General features: G+C 59.6%; 18 protein-coding genes and 1 pseudogene. 3 read left to right on the top strand and 16 right to left on the bottom strand.

The window, feature by feature from the left end:
- From KMP13_RS20500 to KMP13_RS11435, 8 genes and pseudogenes are all read right to left on the bottom strand, one after another.
- Positions 1–102: pseudogene (locus KMP13_RS20500) on the bottom strand (IS66 family insertion sequence element accessory protein TnpB); the annotation flags it as partial.
- A complete protein-coding gene (gene tnpA / locus KMP13_RS11405) occupies positions 99–485 on the bottom strand; it encodes an IS66-like element accessory protein TnpA (protein ID WP_215265984.1) in 387 nt (128 codons plus the stop codon). The pseudogene KMP13_RS20500 and the gene tnpA, both read right to left, overlap by 4 nt.
- Positions 486–707: 222 nt before the next feature.
- Positions 708–950 (bottom strand): hypothetical protein, encoded by a 243-nt coding sequence (locus KMP13_RS11410; protein ID WP_215265985.1) that lies wholly within the window; start codon positions 948–950, stop codon positions 708–710.
- Between the two features lie 169 nt (positions 951–1,119).
- On the bottom strand, positions 1,120–1,806 hold the full coding sequence (locus KMP13_RS11415) for a YjbF family lipoprotein (RefSeq protein ID WP_215265986.1): 687 nt from the start codon (positions 1,804–1,806) through the stop codon (positions 1,120–1,122).
- Positions 1,803–3,965 carry a YjbH domain-containing protein gene (locus tag KMP13_RS11420; protein WP_215266064.1) on the bottom strand — a complete coding sequence of 721 codons (2,163 nt, stop codon included), beginning with the start codon at positions 3,963–3,965 and terminating at the stop codon, positions 1,803–1,805. The genes KMP13_RS11415 and KMP13_RS11420 overlap by 4 nt, the downstream gene beginning before the upstream one ends.
- A gap of 130 nt (positions 3,966–4,095) precedes the next feature.
- Entirely contained in the window at positions 4,096–5,970 is a 1,875-nt protein-coding gene (locus KMP13_RS11425) for a nucleoside-diphosphate sugar epimerase/dehydratase (RefSeq protein ID WP_215265987.1), read from the bottom strand.
- 393 nt (positions 5,971–6,363) lie between these two features.
- Positions 6,364–6,975, bottom strand: coding sequence for a sugar transferase (locus tag KMP13_RS11430; protein WP_215265988.1), 612 nt, complete (start codon positions 6,973–6,975; stop codon positions 6,364–6,366).
- Positions 6,976–7,005: 30 nt separating this feature from the next.
- Positions 7,006–7,866 (bottom strand): NAD-dependent epimerase/dehydratase family protein, encoded by an 861-nt coding sequence (locus KMP13_RS11435; protein ID WP_215265989.1) that lies wholly within the window; start codon positions 7,864–7,866, stop codon positions 7,006–7,008.
- Positions 7,867–7,967: 101 nt separating this feature from the next.
- Here KMP13_RS11435 and KMP13_RS11440 point away from each other — a divergent pair, with 101 nt between their 5' ends.
- A complete protein-coding gene (locus KMP13_RS11440) occupies positions 7,968–9,089 on the top strand; it encodes a polysaccharide biosynthesis/export family protein (protein ID WP_215265990.1) in 1,122 nt (373 codons plus the stop codon).
- Positions 9,090–9,126: 37 nt separating this feature from the next.
- Here KMP13_RS11440 and KMP13_RS11445 read toward each other — a convergent pair whose 3' ends face one another.
- From KMP13_RS11445 to rfbC, 6 genes are all read right to left on the bottom strand, one after another.
- Positions 9,127–10,377 carry a glycosyltransferase family 4 protein gene (locus KMP13_RS11445; protein WP_215265991.1) on the bottom strand — a complete coding sequence of 417 codons (1,251 nt, stop codon included), beginning with the start codon at positions 10,375–10,377 and terminating at the stop codon, positions 9,127–9,129.
- Between the two features lie 9 nt (positions 10,378–10,386).
- Positions 10,387–11,271 (bottom strand): glucose-1-phosphate thymidylyltransferase RfbA, encoded by an 885-nt coding sequence (rfbA, locus tag KMP13_RS11450; RefSeq protein WP_215265992.1) that lies wholly within the window; start codon positions 11,269–11,271, stop codon positions 10,387–10,389.
- Complete coding sequence (gene rfbD / locus KMP13_RS11455; RefSeq protein WP_215265993.1) at positions 11,268–12,119, bottom strand: dTDP-4-dehydrorhamnose reductase; 852 nt, start codon at positions 12,117–12,119, stop codon at positions 11,268–11,270. The genes rfbA and rfbD overlap by 4 nt, the downstream gene beginning before the upstream one ends.
- Positions 12,120–12,214: 95 nt before the next feature.
- Positions 12,215–13,267 carry a dTDP-glucose 4,6-dehydratase gene (gene rfbB, locus KMP13_RS11460; RefSeq protein ID WP_215265994.1) on the bottom strand — a complete coding sequence of 351 codons (1,053 nt, stop codon included), beginning with the start codon at positions 13,265–13,267 and terminating at the stop codon, positions 12,215–12,217.
- Positions 13,264–13,770, bottom strand: a complete 507-nt coding sequence (locus tag KMP13_RS11465; protein ID WP_215265995.1) for a serine O-acetyltransferase — start codon at positions 13,768–13,770, stop codon at positions 13,264–13,266. Before KMP13_RS11465 ends, rfbB begins: the two co-directional genes overlap by 4 nt.
- Complete coding sequence (gene rfbC, locus KMP13_RS11470; protein WP_215265996.1) at positions 13,767–14,339, bottom strand: dTDP-4-dehydrorhamnose 3,5-epimerase; 573 nt, start codon at positions 14,337–14,339, stop codon at positions 13,767–13,769. The genes KMP13_RS11465 and rfbC overlap by 4 nt, the downstream gene beginning before the upstream one ends.
- A gap of 487 nt (positions 14,340–14,826) precedes the next feature.
- Here rfbC and KMP13_RS11475 point away from each other — a divergent pair, with 487 nt between their 5' ends.
- Positions 14,827–15,501: a sugar transferase gene (locus KMP13_RS11475; RefSeq protein WP_215265997.1), complete on the top strand. Its 675-nt coding sequence runs from the start codon at positions 14,827–14,829 to the stop codon at positions 15,499–15,501.
- A gap of 233 nt (positions 15,502–15,734) precedes the next feature.
- Here KMP13_RS11475 and KMP13_RS11480 read toward each other — a convergent pair whose 3' ends face one another.
- Positions 15,735–15,953, bottom strand: coding sequence for a hypothetical protein (locus KMP13_RS11480; RefSeq protein WP_215265998.1), 219 nt, complete (start codon positions 15,951–15,953; stop codon positions 15,735–15,737).
- Between the two features lie 359 nt (positions 15,954–16,312).
- Positions 16,313–17,341, bottom strand: a complete 1,029-nt coding sequence (locus KMP13_RS11485; RefSeq protein WP_215265999.1) for a replication initiator protein A — start codon at positions 17,339–17,341, stop codon at positions 16,313–16,315.
- 535 nt (positions 17,342–17,876) lie between these two features.
- Here KMP13_RS11485 and KMP13_RS11490 point away from each other — a divergent pair.
- Entirely contained in the window at positions 17,877–19,301 is a 1,425-nt protein-coding gene (locus KMP13_RS11490; RefSeq protein ID WP_215266000.1) for an AAA family ATPase, read from the top strand.
- Positions 19,302–19,308 lie beyond the last annotated feature (7 nt).

A 19,308-nucleotide genomic window follows, 5' to 3' on the forward strand; every position in this document is an offset into this window, starting at 1 on the left:
CAGCGTCTGTTCCGCCTGGGCTGCCAGCGTCGTGACCCCGCGCCGCATGTCGGTCACACCAGCCGCAAGCCAGACCCGCGTGTTCGCCGGAACAGGGATCATGTAGACAGGCCCCGGATGAGCTGGGCCAATGCTTCTGGATCATAGCTGCCGACAATCCTCAGTTGATGACCGCCCACGATATCGATCTCAATCGCGCTTTGTGCGGGCTTGGTGTCAGTCGTCGAGGCCGTCTCTTTGATCGGGGTGCGGTCGACAATCTCAACAGGAAGAAAGCACGGCTCCGGGGCAGTCTGTTCTTCGACAGCCTCCAGGTCAGGCGCAAACTTGGGATCACGCAGCCATTTGTGGATCAGATTGGTGTTCATCGCATACCGACGTGCAGCTTGCGCGACACAAACACCAGGCGCGCATGTTTGCGCGCAGATCGACACCTTCTCGTCATCCGACCAGAACCGCTTCTTCTGACCCTTCTTGCCCGCCATATCCGCCCTCAAGATGTCCACTAGCAATAGTGGACACTTATCAACACACTCTATGCCGCGTCAGACCAGCCTGGCCGGACGCTTACCTCATTTCTGACATTCGCCACGTGTTTACCAAAACTATCTGACCCGCCCTGCGCCCCATAGAAAAAGCGGACCCCGTTACAACGGGATCCGCTTTATATCTCTCAACCAAAACCCCCGCGTCCGGGAGCGGCCACCTTAGTTGGTGGTGGAAGTGGTTGTGCTTGTTTCGTCGTCGTCGGATACAACAACGCCAATCACAACGGCAGCGGCCAGAACGCCAGCTGCGATGGTGCCTGCTGCCAGACCGGTACCCGCGATGCCACCAGCGGCACCGGCGCCGCCAGCGCCACCGGCTGCTGCGCCTGGCTCAGCGGTTTGTGCGGAAGCGGAACCTGCGGCCAGAACGGCAACGAGAGCTGCTGCAAAAATCTGTTTCATAGTCAAAAAAACTCCATGGGGTTTTCATTAGGATATCCTGCCTGGACCCTAGGCAAGAAGTGACCTTATTTCAACGCGACTTATGCGGGCAAAACACTTAAAAATCAGTTTGTCCCGCCATCAGTGCACAGATGCCACGGCTTTGCGGCGAAAATCAGCCAATTCATGCTTAAAGCGTTAGCTGACGGATGCGAATATAGCCATTCAAAGGCCCGGCCCATTGGCGCGATTGCCAGACGCGGCCCGTGCGGGAATCAACCCAGAAGTCATTCACAATCCGTCCATTCGCGCCTTCGCAAGTCTCCTGCAGGTGGTGCGTGGCATAGGTGATCTCGACAATCTCCAGAGGCTCCGCCCCTAGATCGGCAACGGTGCAGGCCATCTCAAGCGTTTTGGATTCGTGATCGCCAAAACGCAGATCAAACAGCCGCGCGCCACGGCCTTCGGGGCCTTGCGGCCCACCGGACTGCGCCAGAGTTGACGCCGACAAAAGATCGCCGCGCAAGCCCCGCGTGGCAATCAAGATCCCATCACGCAAAGTCACGCTGACCTGGTCTTCGGTCACCCAATGCACCACCTCACCGGGGCCATCATCGCGGCGCACCAGCTGTGGCTGCAGATAGGCAAAGATTCCATTGGCCTCTAGCGTCACCTCGATATAGGGGCTGCCCAGCGTGTCCAAAAGCGCGCGGGTCAGGGGCGGGCGCTCCTGTTTGGGGGCGCGGCGCAGGGCGATCTGTTCGCGGATGGTCGAAAAGATCTCCACCTCCAAGGGGGTGCGTTCCGGGCCTTTGGCGCAGGCGGCCAGCAAGGCCAACCCCACAAGGGCGCCCATAAGACGTGTTTGCTTGATCATTCCCAGATCCTCGCCTTTTGATCGACCAGGCTTTTGCGATGGCCTTCGCGGATCTGCCCATACAGGCGTCCGGGCACCGACAGGCGCGCGCCGCCGTCGCGCTGGGTGGGGCGCACCGTCAGACCAAAGGCATTGCGCGAGGGTTTCCCCCAGAGCCAGTCCAGCGGAATGCGGAAGCGGATCCCCTTGTCAAAGGAGCCTTCGCCAAACTCTTCGGCCGAGACATTGGTGAGGGTGAAAAAACCGCCCACCGACCAGCCGTTGTTAAAGGTCTTGTCGACGCTGAAGGTCGCGCCCACATCGCCGGCCAGATAGCGACCCACATCCACCTGGGCCAGGAACCCGCGCGGTGCCTCGTAATAGGCCGAGGCATGGCCGGTAAAGACGCTGTACTCCTGAAAGGAGAACCGCTGATCGAAATCGCGTTGCTTCACATAGTTGCCCTCAACCCCCAGCGCGAGGCGGGAATTGACCGGCTTCCACAGAACTTCGCCTGAGACACCGCCAAAGTTACTTTCCAACAGGCCAACGGTGGCGCGGGCATAAAGATCAGACGCCGGTTTCCAGTTGCGCGCCACATAGAGGTTTTCCAGCGTGGTATCGAACTGGGCATATTCCACCTGATTGGTGCGCACCCGTGGCAGAACCGAGTTTGAGGCGCGCCCGTCTTCCACATTGCCCGCCAGACGGTGGCGAATGGTGCCCGAGACAAGCCAGCCCGGCGCCGGCGCATAAGAGGCTCCGAAATCCAGCCCCACATCCAGCCGGAAGGGTTGGTCGGGGTCAAAATAGGCTGGGGCCGCATAGGGCGAGATTGAGGTGGCAAAAGCCGGGTAGAGCTCATCGGAGAAATCAGCCCCCTCGGGCAAGGGGCCTGCGTTTTGAAAACCCGTGACCGCCACCAGCGCATCTGCGGCCTCGGGGGCAAATTCCAGCGCTTCCAGATCGCTGCGCCGGATCACCGTGGTCGACAGGCCCAAGCCCCGACGCACTGGTACAATCCGGAAGGTCTCCACCGAGGGCGGCAAGGTGCGCGCCATCGCGCGCGCCACCCGGCCGATGGTCAGCGTATAAGAGCGATAGCGGTTATTGCGATAGCGCACCTCGGCCACATTGCCCTCAAGGATCACCGCCTCCAGCGTCAGCCCATCCGCCTTCAAAGCGTCGGCCATCAGATCGCGGATCTGGCCGCGTTTGTTTTCACTGGCCGCCCAGTCGGGGCTCCAATGGGCCTCTTCGGTCGCCCATTGGCTGCGCGGCACCACCGGGGTGGGCGCGGGGATGCGAATGGGTTGGGTGGGATGGCGCGGGTTCAGCTGGATCTGCGCGTTTACACCAATTTCAGAGCCATAAAGGTAATAGGCCCCCAGCCGCAGACCGGGGCTTTGTTGGTATTCCACCCCAAAGTTCAGCGAGGACTTGCGTTCAAAGACGTTGGATTGCTGGGTTTCGAGCTCATAGGCGTCTGAGGAATATTCCGCCTTGATCCCCCAGCGGTCATCCAGCTCCCATTCCAGACCGGCAAACGGTGCCACATCGCCGCGGAACCATTGATCCACCGACAATTCGCCCCCGGTATCGCCGCCATTAAAGGCGCCGCGGGTGCCAATGGTGCCAATCGCCCCGTTTGACCCCAGCCGTCCCCAACCCAGACCGGCCGTGACTTTCAGCGTGCCATCCCCACCGCCCAGACCGGGCGTGTCAAAGGTCTTGGTCGCGGCAAGATATTCGCTGGCATAAATACCGGTGCCGGCAAAATCCTGCAGCCCCAGCGTCAGCGTGGGCAGGTATTTGCGTTCGCGCAAAAGCCGGAAGCGCACGTCAAAGCCACGGTCATAATAGGTGTTGAAGCCAAATAGGTTCAGGTTCTGGATGCCGTTATAACGAAACGACGCCGACAGCCAGGGCAGCGCCTGAAAGGTCAGGTTATACCGGCTGGTGCCGCCAAAATAGGAATAGGTGGTGGTGAACTGGCCTTCGGGCAGATGTTCGCCCGAGGGCAGGTCGATAATCCCCGGAGAGCCATAAAAGTTCAGACTGGGCTGGGCGGGGCGATCAAAATTTGGCGCCTCTGCAACCGTCTGCGCCTGTGCGATGCTGGTCAGGCCTGCGGTAAAAGCCAGCACCAGTGCTGCGCGCAGCTTTGCACGGCCCCGCATCTGCCTTGGGGTTGTTGTGGAACCGGTCACCTTCTGCCCCGCCTTTATCTCATGTCTTTGGCTTGCGCCTGTTTTTCGCCTTAGACCACGAAAGCCCGGCACCGATCAACTGTTGCTGGGATCTCGACCCTCAGGATGTGGCATGTGTGGCCACTTTGATCCCATCGCCTTCGACCCAATGGGCCACCAGGGCGCGTGCCGCCTCGGCGTCATTACTGGCCACCGCCTGGCGCAGCGCCCGCACAAAGGCGGCCACTTCGATCTCAGAGATCACCGCTTCATGGGCGCAGAAGATCTTGGGATGGCGAGTCAGCATCAGCTCATCGGTGAGCGTCAGCTCCTCTTCCATCTTTTCACCAGGGCGCAACCCGATGATTTCAATCGGAATATCTCCCTCGGGATTGGCCTCATCCCGCACGGTATAGCCACCGCTTTCGATCACTTGACGGGCCAGTTGGATGATCGGCACCGGTTTGCCCATATCCAGAACAAAGACCTCGCCGCCTTTGGCATCCGCACTGGCGGTCAACACCAGCTGCACCGCTTCCTGGATGGTCATAAAGAACCGGCGCACATCGGGATCGGTCACCGTGACCGGCCCGCCACGTGCCACCTGTTCCTGAAACAGCGGAATGACCGAACCCGACGAGCCCAGCACATTGCCAAAACGCACCATCGAATAGACCGTATGGGAGCTGCGGCTGGCCAGATCCTGCAACACCAGTTCCGCCATCCGTTTGGAGGCGCCCATCACATTGGTTGGGCGCACCGCCTTGTCCGATGAGATCAGGATAAAACGGTCGACGCCAAAATCCCCCGCCGCGCGCGCCAGGGTCCGGGTGCCAAAGACATTATTGGCCAGCCCCGCCAGCGGGTTTTCTTCCACCAATGGCACATGTTTATAGGCGGCCGCATGCAGCACCACCCGCACCTGATGGCGGCTCAGCACTTCGCGCACCTGACGCGGATCAGTGACCGAGCCCAGCACCGGCACCAATGCGATGCCATGCGCCTTGGCCTGGGCGCACAGCTCCTGGTGGATGGTATAAAGCGCCAGCTCCGACAGCTCATAGAGCACCAATTTGGTCGGGCGGCAGGCCATCACCTGACGACAAAGTTCCGACCCGATGGATCCCCCCGCGCCTGAAACCAGCACAACCTTGTCTCGGTAGGCATCTGCCGCTGCGGCCAGGGGCACATCATGAGCACGCCGGCCCAAGAAATTTTTCGGTGCCACGGGGGTGAGCTTTTCCACCAGAGCTTCGGTGCCGATCAGTTGGGCAAACGACGGCAGCGCCTGCACATCCAGTTTCAACGCCTGCAGACGTTGGGTTATCTGCGCCTGCTTTGGCATGCTTTGTGACGGCATTGCCAGCAATACGCGTGTGATTTGGCGGGTTTTCACCAGCTCTTCGATATGCGACGGCGCATAGACCTGCAGGCCAACCAATGTCACGCCCTGCAGGGATTTATTGTCATCCACAAAAGCCACCGGATCGATCCAGTCATGGCTGCGCAGCGCCTGTGCCAATTGGGTGCCTGTGGCCCCAGCCCCATAAATCAGAACACGGTTACGCGGTTGCGCCCGGCGGTAGATCGACATCACAATCTGAAACAACACCGCCCGCACCGCCACCATGGCGATAAAATAGACCAGCGCAAACACCACATAGGTGCCCAACGGCAGCGCCGGGCCAAACAACAGCATTGCCGCCGCCCCTACCCCACCAGCAAACAGCGCCACCAAGGCCGTCATCCCCACTGCATGGCGTTCATAGGCATTGAGCTGCACATGCGGCAGCCCCAGCCACAGCGCAAACAAGGCGGAAAAGACCATCACATAAGGCAAAACGGGCAGGCTGGCCGCAAGAAGATCCGCAGCCGGAGTTGGCAGGTTTTGTACAGCAAATGTAAAAACAAGCGCCAACGGCAGCAGCAGCAGGTCAATGCCCAGGAAAATATATGATTTTTGCGCCCGCGTCAGAGAGCTCAGTAGTCGAAACATTCGCGTCCCACCCACCCATACAGGGAGGTCTTTAATTCATGTGCCTGTGCTCATAAGGTCCAAAGCATCAATTCTTTTTTAACATCCGGCCAATCATCGTGGCCAGATGCGCATGTGATGCACATTTCAGCTATATCCCCCGAAATGCACCACGGCGCGAACCCTCGCGCCCGTCCTCACCTGTTCAGACAAATCACAGGCCTACACAGAGGCGGTAGCTTTTATTTGCACTGCAGCAAAATAAATCCCGCTTTGGGCGAAATTGTGCCAACAGATTAAGTTCTTATGTTTCCTGCGTGCACCACACAACTCAAAGATGCAAGTCTGATTTCCATGCCTTAGACCGCACCGTCGCAATTTGTGTCCCAAAACTCAGCAGATTCGCCCGCCCGGCTACCCCCGCCGCAACAGGTTGCCGATGGTCTGAAACACCAGGTCAAAGTCGTACCACATGCTTTGATGGCGCTGATAAATCAGATCCAGCCGCGCCTTGGTGGGCACGCAGGTGAGCGAATAGACCGTATCGGTCTCCTCAGAACTGGCGCAGCGCTCCAACAGCTGGGTTTCATGTTTGTGATAGACGATTGACGCAAGCCCGGTGACGCCGGGGCGCGACTTCAGCACCTCGTTGTAGATTTCCGGATAGGCTTCCACATATTGGCGCAGCGGCGGGCGTGGGCCTACAAAGGACAGATCGCCGCGCAGGATATTCCACAGCTGCGGGAATTCATCGAGCCGTTTGGAGCGCAGCCAGGCGCCGGTCCTGGTGATCCGCGCCGCTTTATCGCCCCCTGACACGCCGCTGTCGTCGTCAACCACCGTCATCGTGCGCAGTTTCCACAGGGCAAACGGCTCGGTCGGGGTTTTCATCCGCTCTGCCACATAAAACAGCGGTCGGCCTTCCTTGATCAGCAACCAGACCAGCAGCGCCAACAGCACCGGGCCCAGGATCACAATCAACAATGTGACAAAAAACAGATCAAACAGCCGTTTGCTCCAGGTCATAGTCTACCCCCGGGGATTCCTTTGCCGCCCTTATTGGCAGAAGCCATGCCATTGCGCCACCAGGCTGATGCCACAGGCGGGCACCACGGGCGTGTTCAGGCAGGATTGCAGCAGGGTCAGGTCCAGCGTGACATCAGAAATCGCATCCGCAGGGGCCGGGCGGGTGGCAAATTCCAGATCAGCCCTGGTCAAAAGCTCTCCCATTTCAATGGGGCGCAGCTGCGCCACGTTGAGCGCAGGCGGCAGGCGTTTGGCCTCCATCAGATCGCAGATCACCTGCGCCAGCGCCTGCACGCCAATGTAACTGCGGCGCGGCGTTGTGCCATCTGGGAACTGATCCAGCGTAAAACCGGGCTTCCAGCCGCCAAGGATCGCATCAAAGCCTGCCACATTGCCAATCCTGAGCGCGCAGACCGCCACCCCCAGCGCATCAGCCCGCATCCGCCCGGCCTCTTCCATCCGGACCTTGGCCTCCCCATAGGCGTTGGCGGGCCGCAACGGCTGATCCTCACGCAAGGGGCCGCTGCTGCGCCCATAAACCGCCGCAGATGAGGTCAAGATCACCCGGCCGCAGCCCGCATCTGCGGCGGCCTCGACGGCTGCGATGGCCAGACGGGCGTTATCCTCCAGATCGCCGCGCCCCGGCACGCTGCCTGCCAGACACAGGATATGGCCGCAGCCGGTTGCGGCCGCGCGCAACGCCTCTGGGTCGGTGAGTGGCGCAAAAACACGCCAATCCGCTCCGTTTTTCGTACTGTCGTCCGCCGGGCTGCGCCGCTGCAGACGCAGCCGCTCTTGCCAGCTTTCGGGCGCAAAATGGCGCAGCGCCTGACCAATGCGGCCATTTGCGCCCAGAATTAAGGTGGGTCTGGTGATGTCTTGCGTGCTCATTGTGCCGCGTCTTTCATTGTGATTGCGCCTTGTGTTGACGCAACTGCCCGTCTGGCTATCTTGCGTTTACCCAAAATTAATTTTTCCTGACTGGATTCTCAATGCTCCGCTTCCTGTCCGCCGTCCTGTTGTCAGGTCTGGTTCTTGTGCCCGCCGCCTGTAGCCGCTTACCTGGAGGAGCCCCGGCCAGCCGCGAGATCCTGCGCGAGGCCCAAGAGGTGGATGCGGATTTCGCGCTTTACCCGGTCACCCGCGCCTTTTTGCCCAGCGTTGAACATTGGCCCGCCACCGGCCAGCAAGAACACCTCAGCTGGATTGGTCGCAGCCAAGGGGCCAAAACCCAATATATCCAGCCCGGTGATTTGTTGACCCTGCAGGTCTGGGACAGCGGTGACAACTCGCTTCTGACGGCACCGTTGCAGAAGGTCGCACAACTACAGGACATGAAGGTTGCCGGCGATGGCACCGTGTTCATGCCCTATGTGGGCAAAGTTGCCGTGCGCGGCCTGACCCCGGATCTGGCGCGCGAACGTCTGCAAGAGGCGCTGGAAGAGATCGTGCCCAATGCGCAATTGCAGCTGAGCCTGCAGGAAGGGCGCAACAATTCGGTGGATCTGGTCTCGGGCGTGGCCCGTCCCGGCACCTATCCGATGCCGGATCGCAATTACACGGTTCTGGGGCTGATCTCAGCCGGGGGCGGCATTGGGCTCAACCTCAACAACCCACAGATTCGCCTGGTGCGCGGCAACCAGATCTATGGCACCTCGGTGGAAAACCTGCTGAATAACCCAACATTAGACACGCTCTTGCGCGGCGGTGACCGGGTGTTTGTAGAAGAGGATGAGCGCTATTTCCTCTCCTTTGGTGCCACCGGCACCGAGGCCCAGCATATTTTCAACCAGGACGCCATGTCAGCGATGGATGCGATTTCCGTGGCCGGCGGGTTGTCGGACCGCAATGCAGATCCAAAAGGCATCCTGATCCTGCGCGAATATGGCAATTCCGCCATCGCACCGGGCGCACGGGGACCGCGCAAAAAACGGGTGGTGTTCTCGTTGGATCTGACCACGGCAGACGGTCTGTTTTCCGCCCGTCAGTTTGCAATCCAGCCGCAGGATCTGGTGATCGCAACCGAGGCTCCGGTAACGGATGTTCTGACCGTCGCCTCGATCTTTGGCAATTTTGTCGGCGTCTTCAACACCACCAGCAATATCGGCAATTGATTTGAAAATAGAACCCTAAACCGGGGAATAGATCGGTTTAGGGCAGTTTGATCTGCGCGCCGGTGGTCACCAGACTGTTTATGCGCGTCAAGTGCTCGGGCAGACACCGGGTGAGGAAATCATAGTTCTCCACCACATGGGCGCGCGCATTTGGCCCCAGATGGGCATAGTCATCCGGATGCGCCAACACCTCGACCACCTGTTTGGCCAAGGCGGCAGGATCAAAGAAATCCACCAACAGACCGGTTTGCCCATGGGTGATGGCTTCCCGCACCGGACCCACATCGGTGGCCACCATTGTGGCCCCCATCGACATCGCCTCAAGACACGACCAACTGAGCACAAAGGGCATGGTCAGATACAGATGGCAGCGGCTGATCTGGATCACCTGTTGATAGGCGTCATAGGGCACCTGGCCCAGGAAATGCACCCGGCTCCAATCGACCCGGTGGCCCAGCTCGGCCTCCATCTCTCCGCGCAAACCACCGGGATGGGTGCTTGCCTTGCCATAGGATGTGCCATTGCCGCCAATCACCAGAACCCGCGCCGCTGGACGTGCCTCCAGGATTTCCGGCAGCGCGCGCATGAACACATGGAACCCCCGCGTGCGTTCCAGATTGCGCGCCATAAAGGTCAGCACCTCATCATCGCGGGTGATCGGCTGCTCCAGCCGGCCCAGCGACAGGTTCACATCGGGGTTGGGCTTTAACAGATCGGTGCGAATGCCGTCGTGGCAGGTGTAGAAGTTCGAATGAAACCGTTCGGGGAAACTATCGCGCTGCCACTGGGTCGGCACCGTGCCCAGATCCACCGCATCCAGATTTGCATTGGGCACCGCATTGCGGGCGCGCAGCAAAAACCGGCTGTGTTCGCTGGGCGGATCTTCGGGGTCAAACCCCACCGGACCGCCACTGTTCAGGTAGAAATATTCAAAAAAGCCCAGCACCGGCACATCTGGCCAGACGTCCTTCATGAACAAGAGTTCCCCCCATCCCGTGTGGCCCAGGATGATGTCGGGCTTGAACCCGGCCTCGCGCTCCAGCTTTTGTGCAGCCATCGCCGCACCAAATCCAGAGCCTGTGGCCTCTTCCCAGACTTTGGACAGCCCATAGGCCTCCTCCGCGGCGCGGTGATGGGGCTTATACTGCACCGTCTTCACGCCTTTGAACTGGGGCGCGGGGTGGCGCTGGGTCAGAAACACCAGCTCATGATCCCCCTGTGCCGCCAGCCACCCAATCATTTCCCGATATTGGCCGGGCATATTCTGGTGCACCAAGAGGATCTTCATGGAAAAGTCTTACTCCAAAAGTTTCGCCAAATAAGCGCCATAGGCGTTTTTCTTCAGCATTTCAGCCCGCTGTGCAAGCGCCGCAGCGGAAATCCAACCCTGATCATAGGCGATCTCTTCTAAACAGCCGGTTTGCAGACCCTGACGCTCTTGCAATGTGCGCACAAAATTACCCGCATCCAAAAGCGACGCATGGGTGCCGGTATCCAGCCAGGCATAGCCACGCCCCATGGTTTTGACGCTCAACGCGCCCTCATCCAGATAGGTCTGCAACAGATCGGTGATCTCCAACTCGCCGCGCGGCGACGGTTTCACGGCGCGGGCGCGTTCCGGCGCGGTACCATCCAGAAAGTAAAGCCCGGTGACCGCATAGTTGGACGGCGGTGCGGGGGGTTTTTCAATGATCTCGCGCGCCTGGCCCTGATCGTCGAAATCCACCACGCCGTAGCGTTCCGGATCCGCCACGTGATAGCCAAAGACGGTGCCGCCAGCCGGTTTTTGATCGGCTGCCGCCAGAAGATCCGGCAATCCGTGACCAAAGAAGATATTGTCGCCCAGAACCAGCGCAGAGGGCGCGCCGCCCAGAAACGCTTCGGCCAGGATAAAGGCCTGCGCCAGACCATCCGGAGAGGGCTGTACCACATAGGTGAAGTCCACCCCCCATTGGCTGCCATCACCAAGGGTGCGTTTGAACTGGGCCTGATCCTGCGGCGTGGTGATCACGCAGATCTCGCGGATGCCGGCCAGCATCAACACAGAGACCGGATAATAGATCATCGGCTTGTCATAGATCGGCAACAGCTGTTTGGAGACCCCCATGGTGATCGGGTACAGCCGGGTGCCGGAACCGCCTGCCAGAATAATACCTTTGCGCTGTAGTGTCGCTGCAGTCATGACCCTGCTCCCAAATCCTTCAAAATATCACCTAGACCCTGCCGCCAATCCGGCTGGGTTATACCAAAAACAGTCTCTAATGCGGTGCAATCCAGCCGCGAATTCAACGGGCGCACCGCGGGCGTCGGATAGGCAGTGGTGGGGATATCTTCGACCACGCATGTGGTGCCGCTTTGCGCAAATATCTCACGGGCGAAATCCGCCCAACTGGCAAAGGGGGTGCCCTGAAAATGATAGGTGCCGGATTTTGCCGGATCTGCCGCCAGCTGTTGCGCCATCTCCATACAGGCCGCCGCAATATCACGGGCCGGCGTGGGCGCGCCGATCTGGTCGGCAATAATGGTCAGCTTGTCACGCTCTGCCCCCAGACGCAGCATGGTTTTGACAAAGTTATTGCCATGGGCCGAGACCACCCAAGAAGTGCGCAGGATCGCATGGCTGCCCCCCGCCGCCTGCACCGCCTGTTCACCGGCCAGTTTGGAGCGGCCATAGGCATTGGGCGGGTCTACCGGATCTGCGGGCGTCCAAGGGCTCTCTCCGTTACCGGCAAAAACATAATCGGTGGAGATATGCAAAAACGGGATATTGAGCGCCGCGCAGGCCTGCGCCATCGCACCGGGCGCCGCCCCGTTGATGACAGAGGCCAGATCTTCTTCTGCCTCCGCCTTGTCCACCGCCGTATAGGCGGCAGCATTGATCACCGCATCAGGTGCGCGCGCCTCAATCAGTGCCGCACAGGCCGCAGGATCAGCGAGATCCGCCAGATCACGCCCCACACAGGTGACACCGTCAAACGGAGCCAATTCCTGCGCCACCTGCCCGGTTTTGCCAAAGACCAGAATGTTCATCTCTTACCCTCTCCACGCAGAAACGTGCCCCATGTCCGCGCGCGCTTTCATCTTTTCCCAAATACGTCCGACCGTGTCTTGACCGGGGGCCGCCTCTAAGCTTTCACGCCCAGACGTTCGCCGACGCCCGCGCGTTCCTGCAACGCGCGCCACCAGGCCTCATTGTCGAGATACCATTGCACGGTTTTCGCCAGACCTTCTTCGACCGTCACAGATGGCCGCCAGCCCAGCTCGGTGCGGATGCGGGTGGGATCAATTGCGTAACGCGCGTCATGGCCCGGACGATCCGTCACAAAGGTGATCTGATCCGCATAGGAACCACCACCCGCCTTGGGGCGTTTGTCGTCCAGAATGGCACACAGGGTTTTCACCAGTTCCAGATTGGTGCGCTCATTCTCACCGCCAATGTTATAGGCGCGGCCCAATGCGCCCTTTTGCACCACCAGCAAAAGCGCATCGGCGTGGTCTTCCACATAAAGCCAGTCGCGGATGTTGGAACCATCGCCATAGATCGGCAGATCTTGACCCGCCAGCGCATTCAAAATCACCACCGGGATCAGTTTTTCCGGGAAATGGAAGGGGCCGTAATTGTTGGAACAGTTCGTCAGCACCACCGGCAGACCGTAGGTTTCCGCCCACGCCCGCACCAGATGGTCGCTTGAGGCCTTGGACGCCGAATAGGGCGAACGCGGATCATAAGCCGTGTCTTCGGTGAACATCACGCTCGGATCTTTGGGCAGGCTGCCGTAAACCTCGTCCGTCGAGATATGGTGGAAGCGGAAACTCTCGGGCTTGCCGGCGTCGGTCCAATATTTGCGCGCTGCTTCCAGCATATTATAGGTGCCGGTGATATTGGTCTCGATGAAATCGCCGGGACCATCGATGGAACGGTCCACATGGCTTTCGGCCGCCAGATGCATCACCGCATCGGGTTTATGGGTTTCAAACGCCCGGTCCAAGGCGGCGCGGTCGCGGATATCGGCCTGTTCAAAGGCGTAATTGGCATGATCCGCGACGCTTGCCACATTCTCCAGACAGGCGGCATAGGTCAGCGCATCCAGGTTGACCACACTGTGGCCCTGGGCAATGGCCTGACGCACCACAGCCGACCCGATAAAACCGGCACCGCCGGTGACCAGAAGTTTCATGTCTCACCCTTTTGTTTAATCACCCGCGCCGGGGAGCCCACGGCCACCGCTCCGGCGGGAATATCGCTTAATACAACCGCATTGGCCCCGATCACCGCGTGATCGCCAATGCTGACAGGGCCCAGCAGCTTGGCGCCGGCCCCCACATCCACATGTCCCCCCAAACGCGGCGCGCCGCTGCGCCCGGCGGTGGTGCCCAGGGTCACCTGTTGAAACAACAGGCAATTGGGTCCGACCACGGCGTCCGGATGGATCACCACCCCATTGGGATGGGGCAACAACAGACCGCCTGCGATCTGCGCGTTCAAGGGAATATCGGCGCCAGTGACCGCAGACCAGAACCGGTGATGCAGCACCGCCAAACGGCGACGCAGCCCGCCAGCAAACCCAGCAGTACCGGGGCGCTGATAGGCGCGCAGGCTGCGCAACAGGCGCCGAGACGGCTGCCAGCCGCCTGTGCAGGCCTCACGGCTCCAGTCGGGATCCTGCGCCGACGGGGTCATCCCGCGACGCTTTCGGTCGCCTCAAAGGTAAAGGGGCTGTCCAGATCCGCCAGGGTCTGTGCCACCGCGTCCTTGTCAGACAGGATCGGGCTGCCATCAAAGCCCCAGTCGATACCGCAGCTGTCCCAGCGCACCGCACCATCACAGTCGGGCGCATAATAGTCGGTGCATTTATAGATGATCTCGGTCATCGGCGCGCGGGTGACAAACCCGTGCAGGAACCCTTTGGGCACCAACAGCTGTTTGCCGTTCTCTGCCGTCAATTCGACCCCGACCCACTGCCCATAGGTGGGCGAGCCCTTGCGGATATCCACCGCCACATCAAACAACGCGCCTTGCCCACAGCGCACCAGCTTGTCCTGGGCATGGGGGGGCGTTTGGAAATGCAGACCCCGAATGGTGCCCACTTCGGCGGACATAGAATGGTTGTCCTGCACGAACTCCAGATCAATGCCCGCATCCACCATCCGCTGCTTGTTCCAGCTTTCGCTGAAAAACCCACGTGCATCGCCAAAACGTTGCGGGGTCAGGATCAAAACACCGGGCAGTTTGGTTTGTTCCATCAACATTGTGAAACCCCCTTTACTCTCTTCTTGCCCATCCATAGGGGCTCTCCCGCGCCCGTGCCACAGGTTTTTTGCCCCCTGCCCGCACCAAACAGAGCCCGGCCCGAATCTGCAGCTGCAACCCACATTTCGCAGCATATAATCACCTATAAAGTGTGCGGCATTTTCCAGTCATAGTCATGATCGCGTCACAATCTGGTAACTCATTATTAAGGAACTCCCTGAGTTTTGCTCAAATTTGCCACGTTATTTTGGGCGCACCCATAAAGTCACAATTAATGGACCAGACAAGGCTTGCGCTCGCAAAATTAGATAGGCAAAACAAATCCGTATTGAATAAAATAATTATTGTCTGCGGCACTACCTTTTGGCTCTGGTCTGCACCCCCTCGCCCTGAGACGGCATCGTTTTTAAAGCTGTCTCCCAGGCATGGTTCGCCCCGGCCAAAGCATATGAATTATACGCCAAATGCTTTAGGAGCAGAATAGATATGGGACTGATTGATATGCGGAAGATGAGCCTGCCTCACACCAGCGAGTCCGCCCAGATACCTCCTGCAAAATTCTATCTTCGGATTGGCAAACGCCTCTTGGATCTGACCCTGGTTCTGATCGCGGCACCCATTGTTGTGCCCCTGATTTTGACCCTGGCCCTTGTGGTCGCTCGCGACGGCGGCAAACCCTTTTACCGCCAGACCCGCGTGGGCCGCGGCGGGCGTGCATTCACCATGTGGAAGGTGCGCAGCATGGTGCATCAGGCCGATGAAAAGCTTGCGGCCTATCTGGAGAAAAACCCAAAAGCGCGCGCCGAATGGGATGAGAAACAAAAGCTGAGCCAGGATCCCCGCATCACCCGGTTTGGCCGGATGCTGCGCAAAAGCTCGCTGGATGAGCTGCCGCAATTCTGGAACGTCTTTCGCGGCGATATGAGCCTGGTGGGACCGCGGCCGATGATGCCCGACCAACAGGTGCACTACCCCGGCACCGCCTATTACGACATGCGCCCCGGCATCACCGGCAGCTGGCAGGTATCTGCCCGTAATGAAGCCTCATTTTCAGATCGTGCCTGGTTTGACAACGCCTATGCGCTCAGCATTTCTCTGCGCCAAGATGTGCGGCTCTTGGCAGCAACCGTTCGGGTGGTGGTGCAGGCAACCGGGCGCTGAAGATCACGCGCGCGCCGAGCAAAAAGGCGGCGCCGCAAACCACTCTTCTCAAATCAAGCCCCCCATCTGCGTTCCAAACCTGGGCCCTATCCGTCAGACATTGACGGGATTGGAGTTCGGCCAGCCCAGACAAGCCCAGGCTCAGGCCCTGCGGAGGCGGGCTGTGAACGCAAAACGGGCCGCATAAGCGGCCGGGCATTTTGATGTCAGAAATTTTGGCGATATGCTGCGCCTTAGCAGAGCTCTTCCTTGACCGCTTTGACCGTGCGCAAAGGGGTCGCCTGCCACAGAAGACTGGCCAGCAGCATCACGATTGCGACGGGCCATAGGGCCGACAGGGCCAAGCCCAGCACCCCATTCACCGCCGAGATCTGCCCATGGCTGCGCTGTTCACGCCGCGTCATCGTGATCGCAAAAAGCGCCACAACACCGTAGCAGGCAGTCCATGTCATCGAGAGATCCATCGCGGTTTCCATACAGCTATATCTAACGGTAACTAGACTTGGTTAATTTGACTAAAAAAAGATTAATCCTTGGCGGAAATAGGGCAGGGTTTCGCCGATCCTGCCTACTCCTGCAGCGGCAAATTCGACCATGGATAAAAGCACCCCAAAAAGTCCGTGAAATAAAATGCACCTCGATAATTGAACACTCTATTTAATTCACGAAAAAATGAAAACCCGTGAGTTTTTAAATATCCCCTGGGTTGCGCTGGCCTTTCCCTCTTCTCACGCCGTGCCCCGCACGCGCGGGAAGAGCGGGAAGACAGGTCGAAACCAGGAAGTAGCCGGCGGGCAAACAGAGCGGCAGATCACCGCGTTTGGGCGCGCTTTTTGACCCAGCCCAGGAACGCCGCATCCGCATTGCGCAAAGCAGGCTGGCCGCTGCGCAGCCAGGTGGCGCGCCAATCGGCCTCCAGCGCATAGGCATCTGCGCCGGGCATCAGGGCGCGCGCCTCCTCCAGCGTCTCGGGGCGCAAGGTCGGCAGCGCCTGCGGCACGCCGCCGCTTTCGACCACAGCCCCCTTGCGGAAGAACCGCATCAGATCGCCGGGACGTTCCTCGATCGCGTAATCGGGCAACGTGTCCGCCGCAATCATATCGCGTAGCATTTTGCGAAACACCCGGCGCGGGCTGGCCGAACCGGATTTCTTCAGCAGCGTATCCACCGAGACGGTCCATTCCGGCTGGCGGCCACAGTGTTTGCGCGCCAGCTCATAGATCCGCCGCTCCAGCGGTTTGCGGAGCCGGAAATAGTCGCGGCTGAGCGTCAGCACCGATTTCGACAGCACCGCCCGATACAGCCAATCCGACAGGGTGACCGCGACCGAGACCATGCGCCCACCATTCTTTTTTGACGTGGGCGCCTTGCGCACGATCTCCCATTTCTCGATCAGGCCAAAGCCGCTGGTGATCTCATGACCGCCGGTGACAATATTGGTGGTGATCCTAGTGCCGGCCAGACGTTCAAACGCCTCACGCAAACGCCGGTAGGCATCGCCAGAGGTTTCGCGATTGGTGGCCACCAACAGATCATGCGCCGTCAGATGCAGGGTGCGGCTCACCTGGCGGCCCGCATTCAACGCCGCCATCAGCTGGCTGACACAGAAGATCAAGATGTCCTTGTCGTGGATGGTCGCCAAGCCTTTGACGCTGGGCGTCACCGTAATCTCGGCGCCATTGTGTTCGTAATTCAGGATGCGCCGATCCGGACGCGTGGCCAGCGAGAACAGCGGATGTTCCATCGAGACCAAATCGTTCTTGGGGATCGCCCCAAAAATATCGCACAGAAAGAACTCCCCCTGCCCTTCTGGGGGATATGCGCTCACCGCGTCTGTCATCGTAACTCTGCCTGCCTTCATGCCCCCGATTTCGGGGTGCGGATTATACTGCTCTGGTCTCCCCTGTTTGGCCTGGTTTGAGGTCCTGAAACGGGGCGACTCGTTTTCGTGGTTTTGATTACACCCACCCTAGAGTTATCCACATGCGCTCGCAACGGGGGTTTGGAATCGCTTTATCGGGGGATCGGAGTCATTTGATCGGGGTTTCAGAGTCACTCGGCGACGGAATTTGCACCCCATCCCCCTATAAAAAAGGGCTTTGCAGGGAGATTAGGACTCCTGTAACTAATATATAACTCAAAATTAACAGGGGATTTTTTTTCACACCCCTGCAACACCCCCCAAATCTCATGCCGCAACTGCCGGATTTGCTTAGAAAATCTGCAAGGTGGTGCGATATATCTTTCATGTAGCGCGTTTTGTGGTATTCTGCCAAAAACACCGCACATGGACCAGGGAGCCCCCTACGGATCCACGCGCGCCAAAGAGCACACAGACCAGAGCAGTCGCCATCCGCATGAGGCTTTGAACGCAAATGGCCAAAGATATCCACAAGACCCGCAGCGCGCCAAAAGACGCCGACCTGCCCCCCTATTTCAACATCGACCCCGATGCCGCCCTTGCGGATCTGGATCAGCCTACCTCCACCGAAGGCTTTGCTGAGATCGCCGAGGCCTGCGGGCGCGGGCGCACTGATCTGGCCAGTCGCGGCATGAATGAGGACGGCCAGAAAGAGCTGCGCCTGTTCTCCACCTGGGAGATCACCCGCTATGTGATACCCGTCGCCCAGGCCCATTTCCGCCGCGTGCTGAAACAGAACCCCGACCTGCCCCAGGGCCGGGTGGAGACCGAAGGTGGCGCCAAATGGTTCACCCTGGATGAGGTGCTTACCTTGCGCGCCTTCTTTGGCGCCCAGGGCTCCAAGGCCAAGGATTACACCCCCTACCGTCCCGAAGGCCTGCCGGCCAAAATGGTGGCTGTTGCCAATTTCAAAGGCGGTGTTGGCAAGACCTCTACCGCGGCCCATCTGGCGATGTCGGCGGCCTTGGATGGTTACAAGGTGCTGGTGGTGGATCTGGACAGCCAGGGTTCGATGACCTCCATTTTCGGCGGCAAGGTGGACGACGAATGGCAAACCGCCTTTCCGCTGCTGGCGCGCCACTACGGCGAACATCTGCGCCAGGAAAACCAGCGCCGCATGGATCGCGGCGATCCGCCCCAGCCCCTGGACGAGGCGCTGACCGCGGCGATGGATATGACCGCGCAAGACGTGATCCAGCCCACCCATTGGCCCAATATCGATCTGATCGGTGCTCAGCTGAATTTGTACTGGGCCGAGTTCCAGATCCCGGTCTGGCGCATGGCGGCCCGTTCGTGGAAGCTGTGGGATGCGCTGACCGACCGCTTGGAGGCCGACGGGGTCTTGGACCAATATGACGTGATCTTCATCGACACGCCGCCTGCCCTTGGCTACCTGACGATCAACGGGCTGTCGGCGGCGGATATCCTTCTGGTGCCCATGGGGGCGTCCTTCCTGGAGTTCGACAGTACGGGGCGGTTTTTCGATATGCTGCATTCCACCTTTGCCTCGATCGAGGAGGGGGAGAACCTTGCAGCGCGCGCGCTTGGCCGGCCCGAGATCGGCTTTGAATGGGATGCGGTGCGCACCGTTATCACCCGCTATGACGCCGCCCAACAGGGCGAGCTTGCCGCCTTGATGCAGGCCTATATGGGGCGGGTGCTGAGCCCCCATAAACAGGATTACACCGCCCTCATCGGTCAGGCCGGTGAGCAGGTGTCGGGCATCTACGAGGCGGATTATCGCGATTTCAACCGCGAGACCTATGCCCGGGGCCGGGAAACCTTTGATGCTACTTATGCCGCCTTCAAACGGCTGTTGCTGGGGGTTTGGCGACGCGATGCGTTGCAGGACGAGGCCGACCAGCGCGCGGCCCAGTAACGCCGCC

The organism is Epibacterium ulvae (assembly GCF_018678075.1).
Classification (GTDB): domain Bacteria; phylum Pseudomonadota; class Alphaproteobacteria; order Rhodobacterales; family Rhodobacteraceae; genus Epibacterium; species Epibacterium ulvae_A.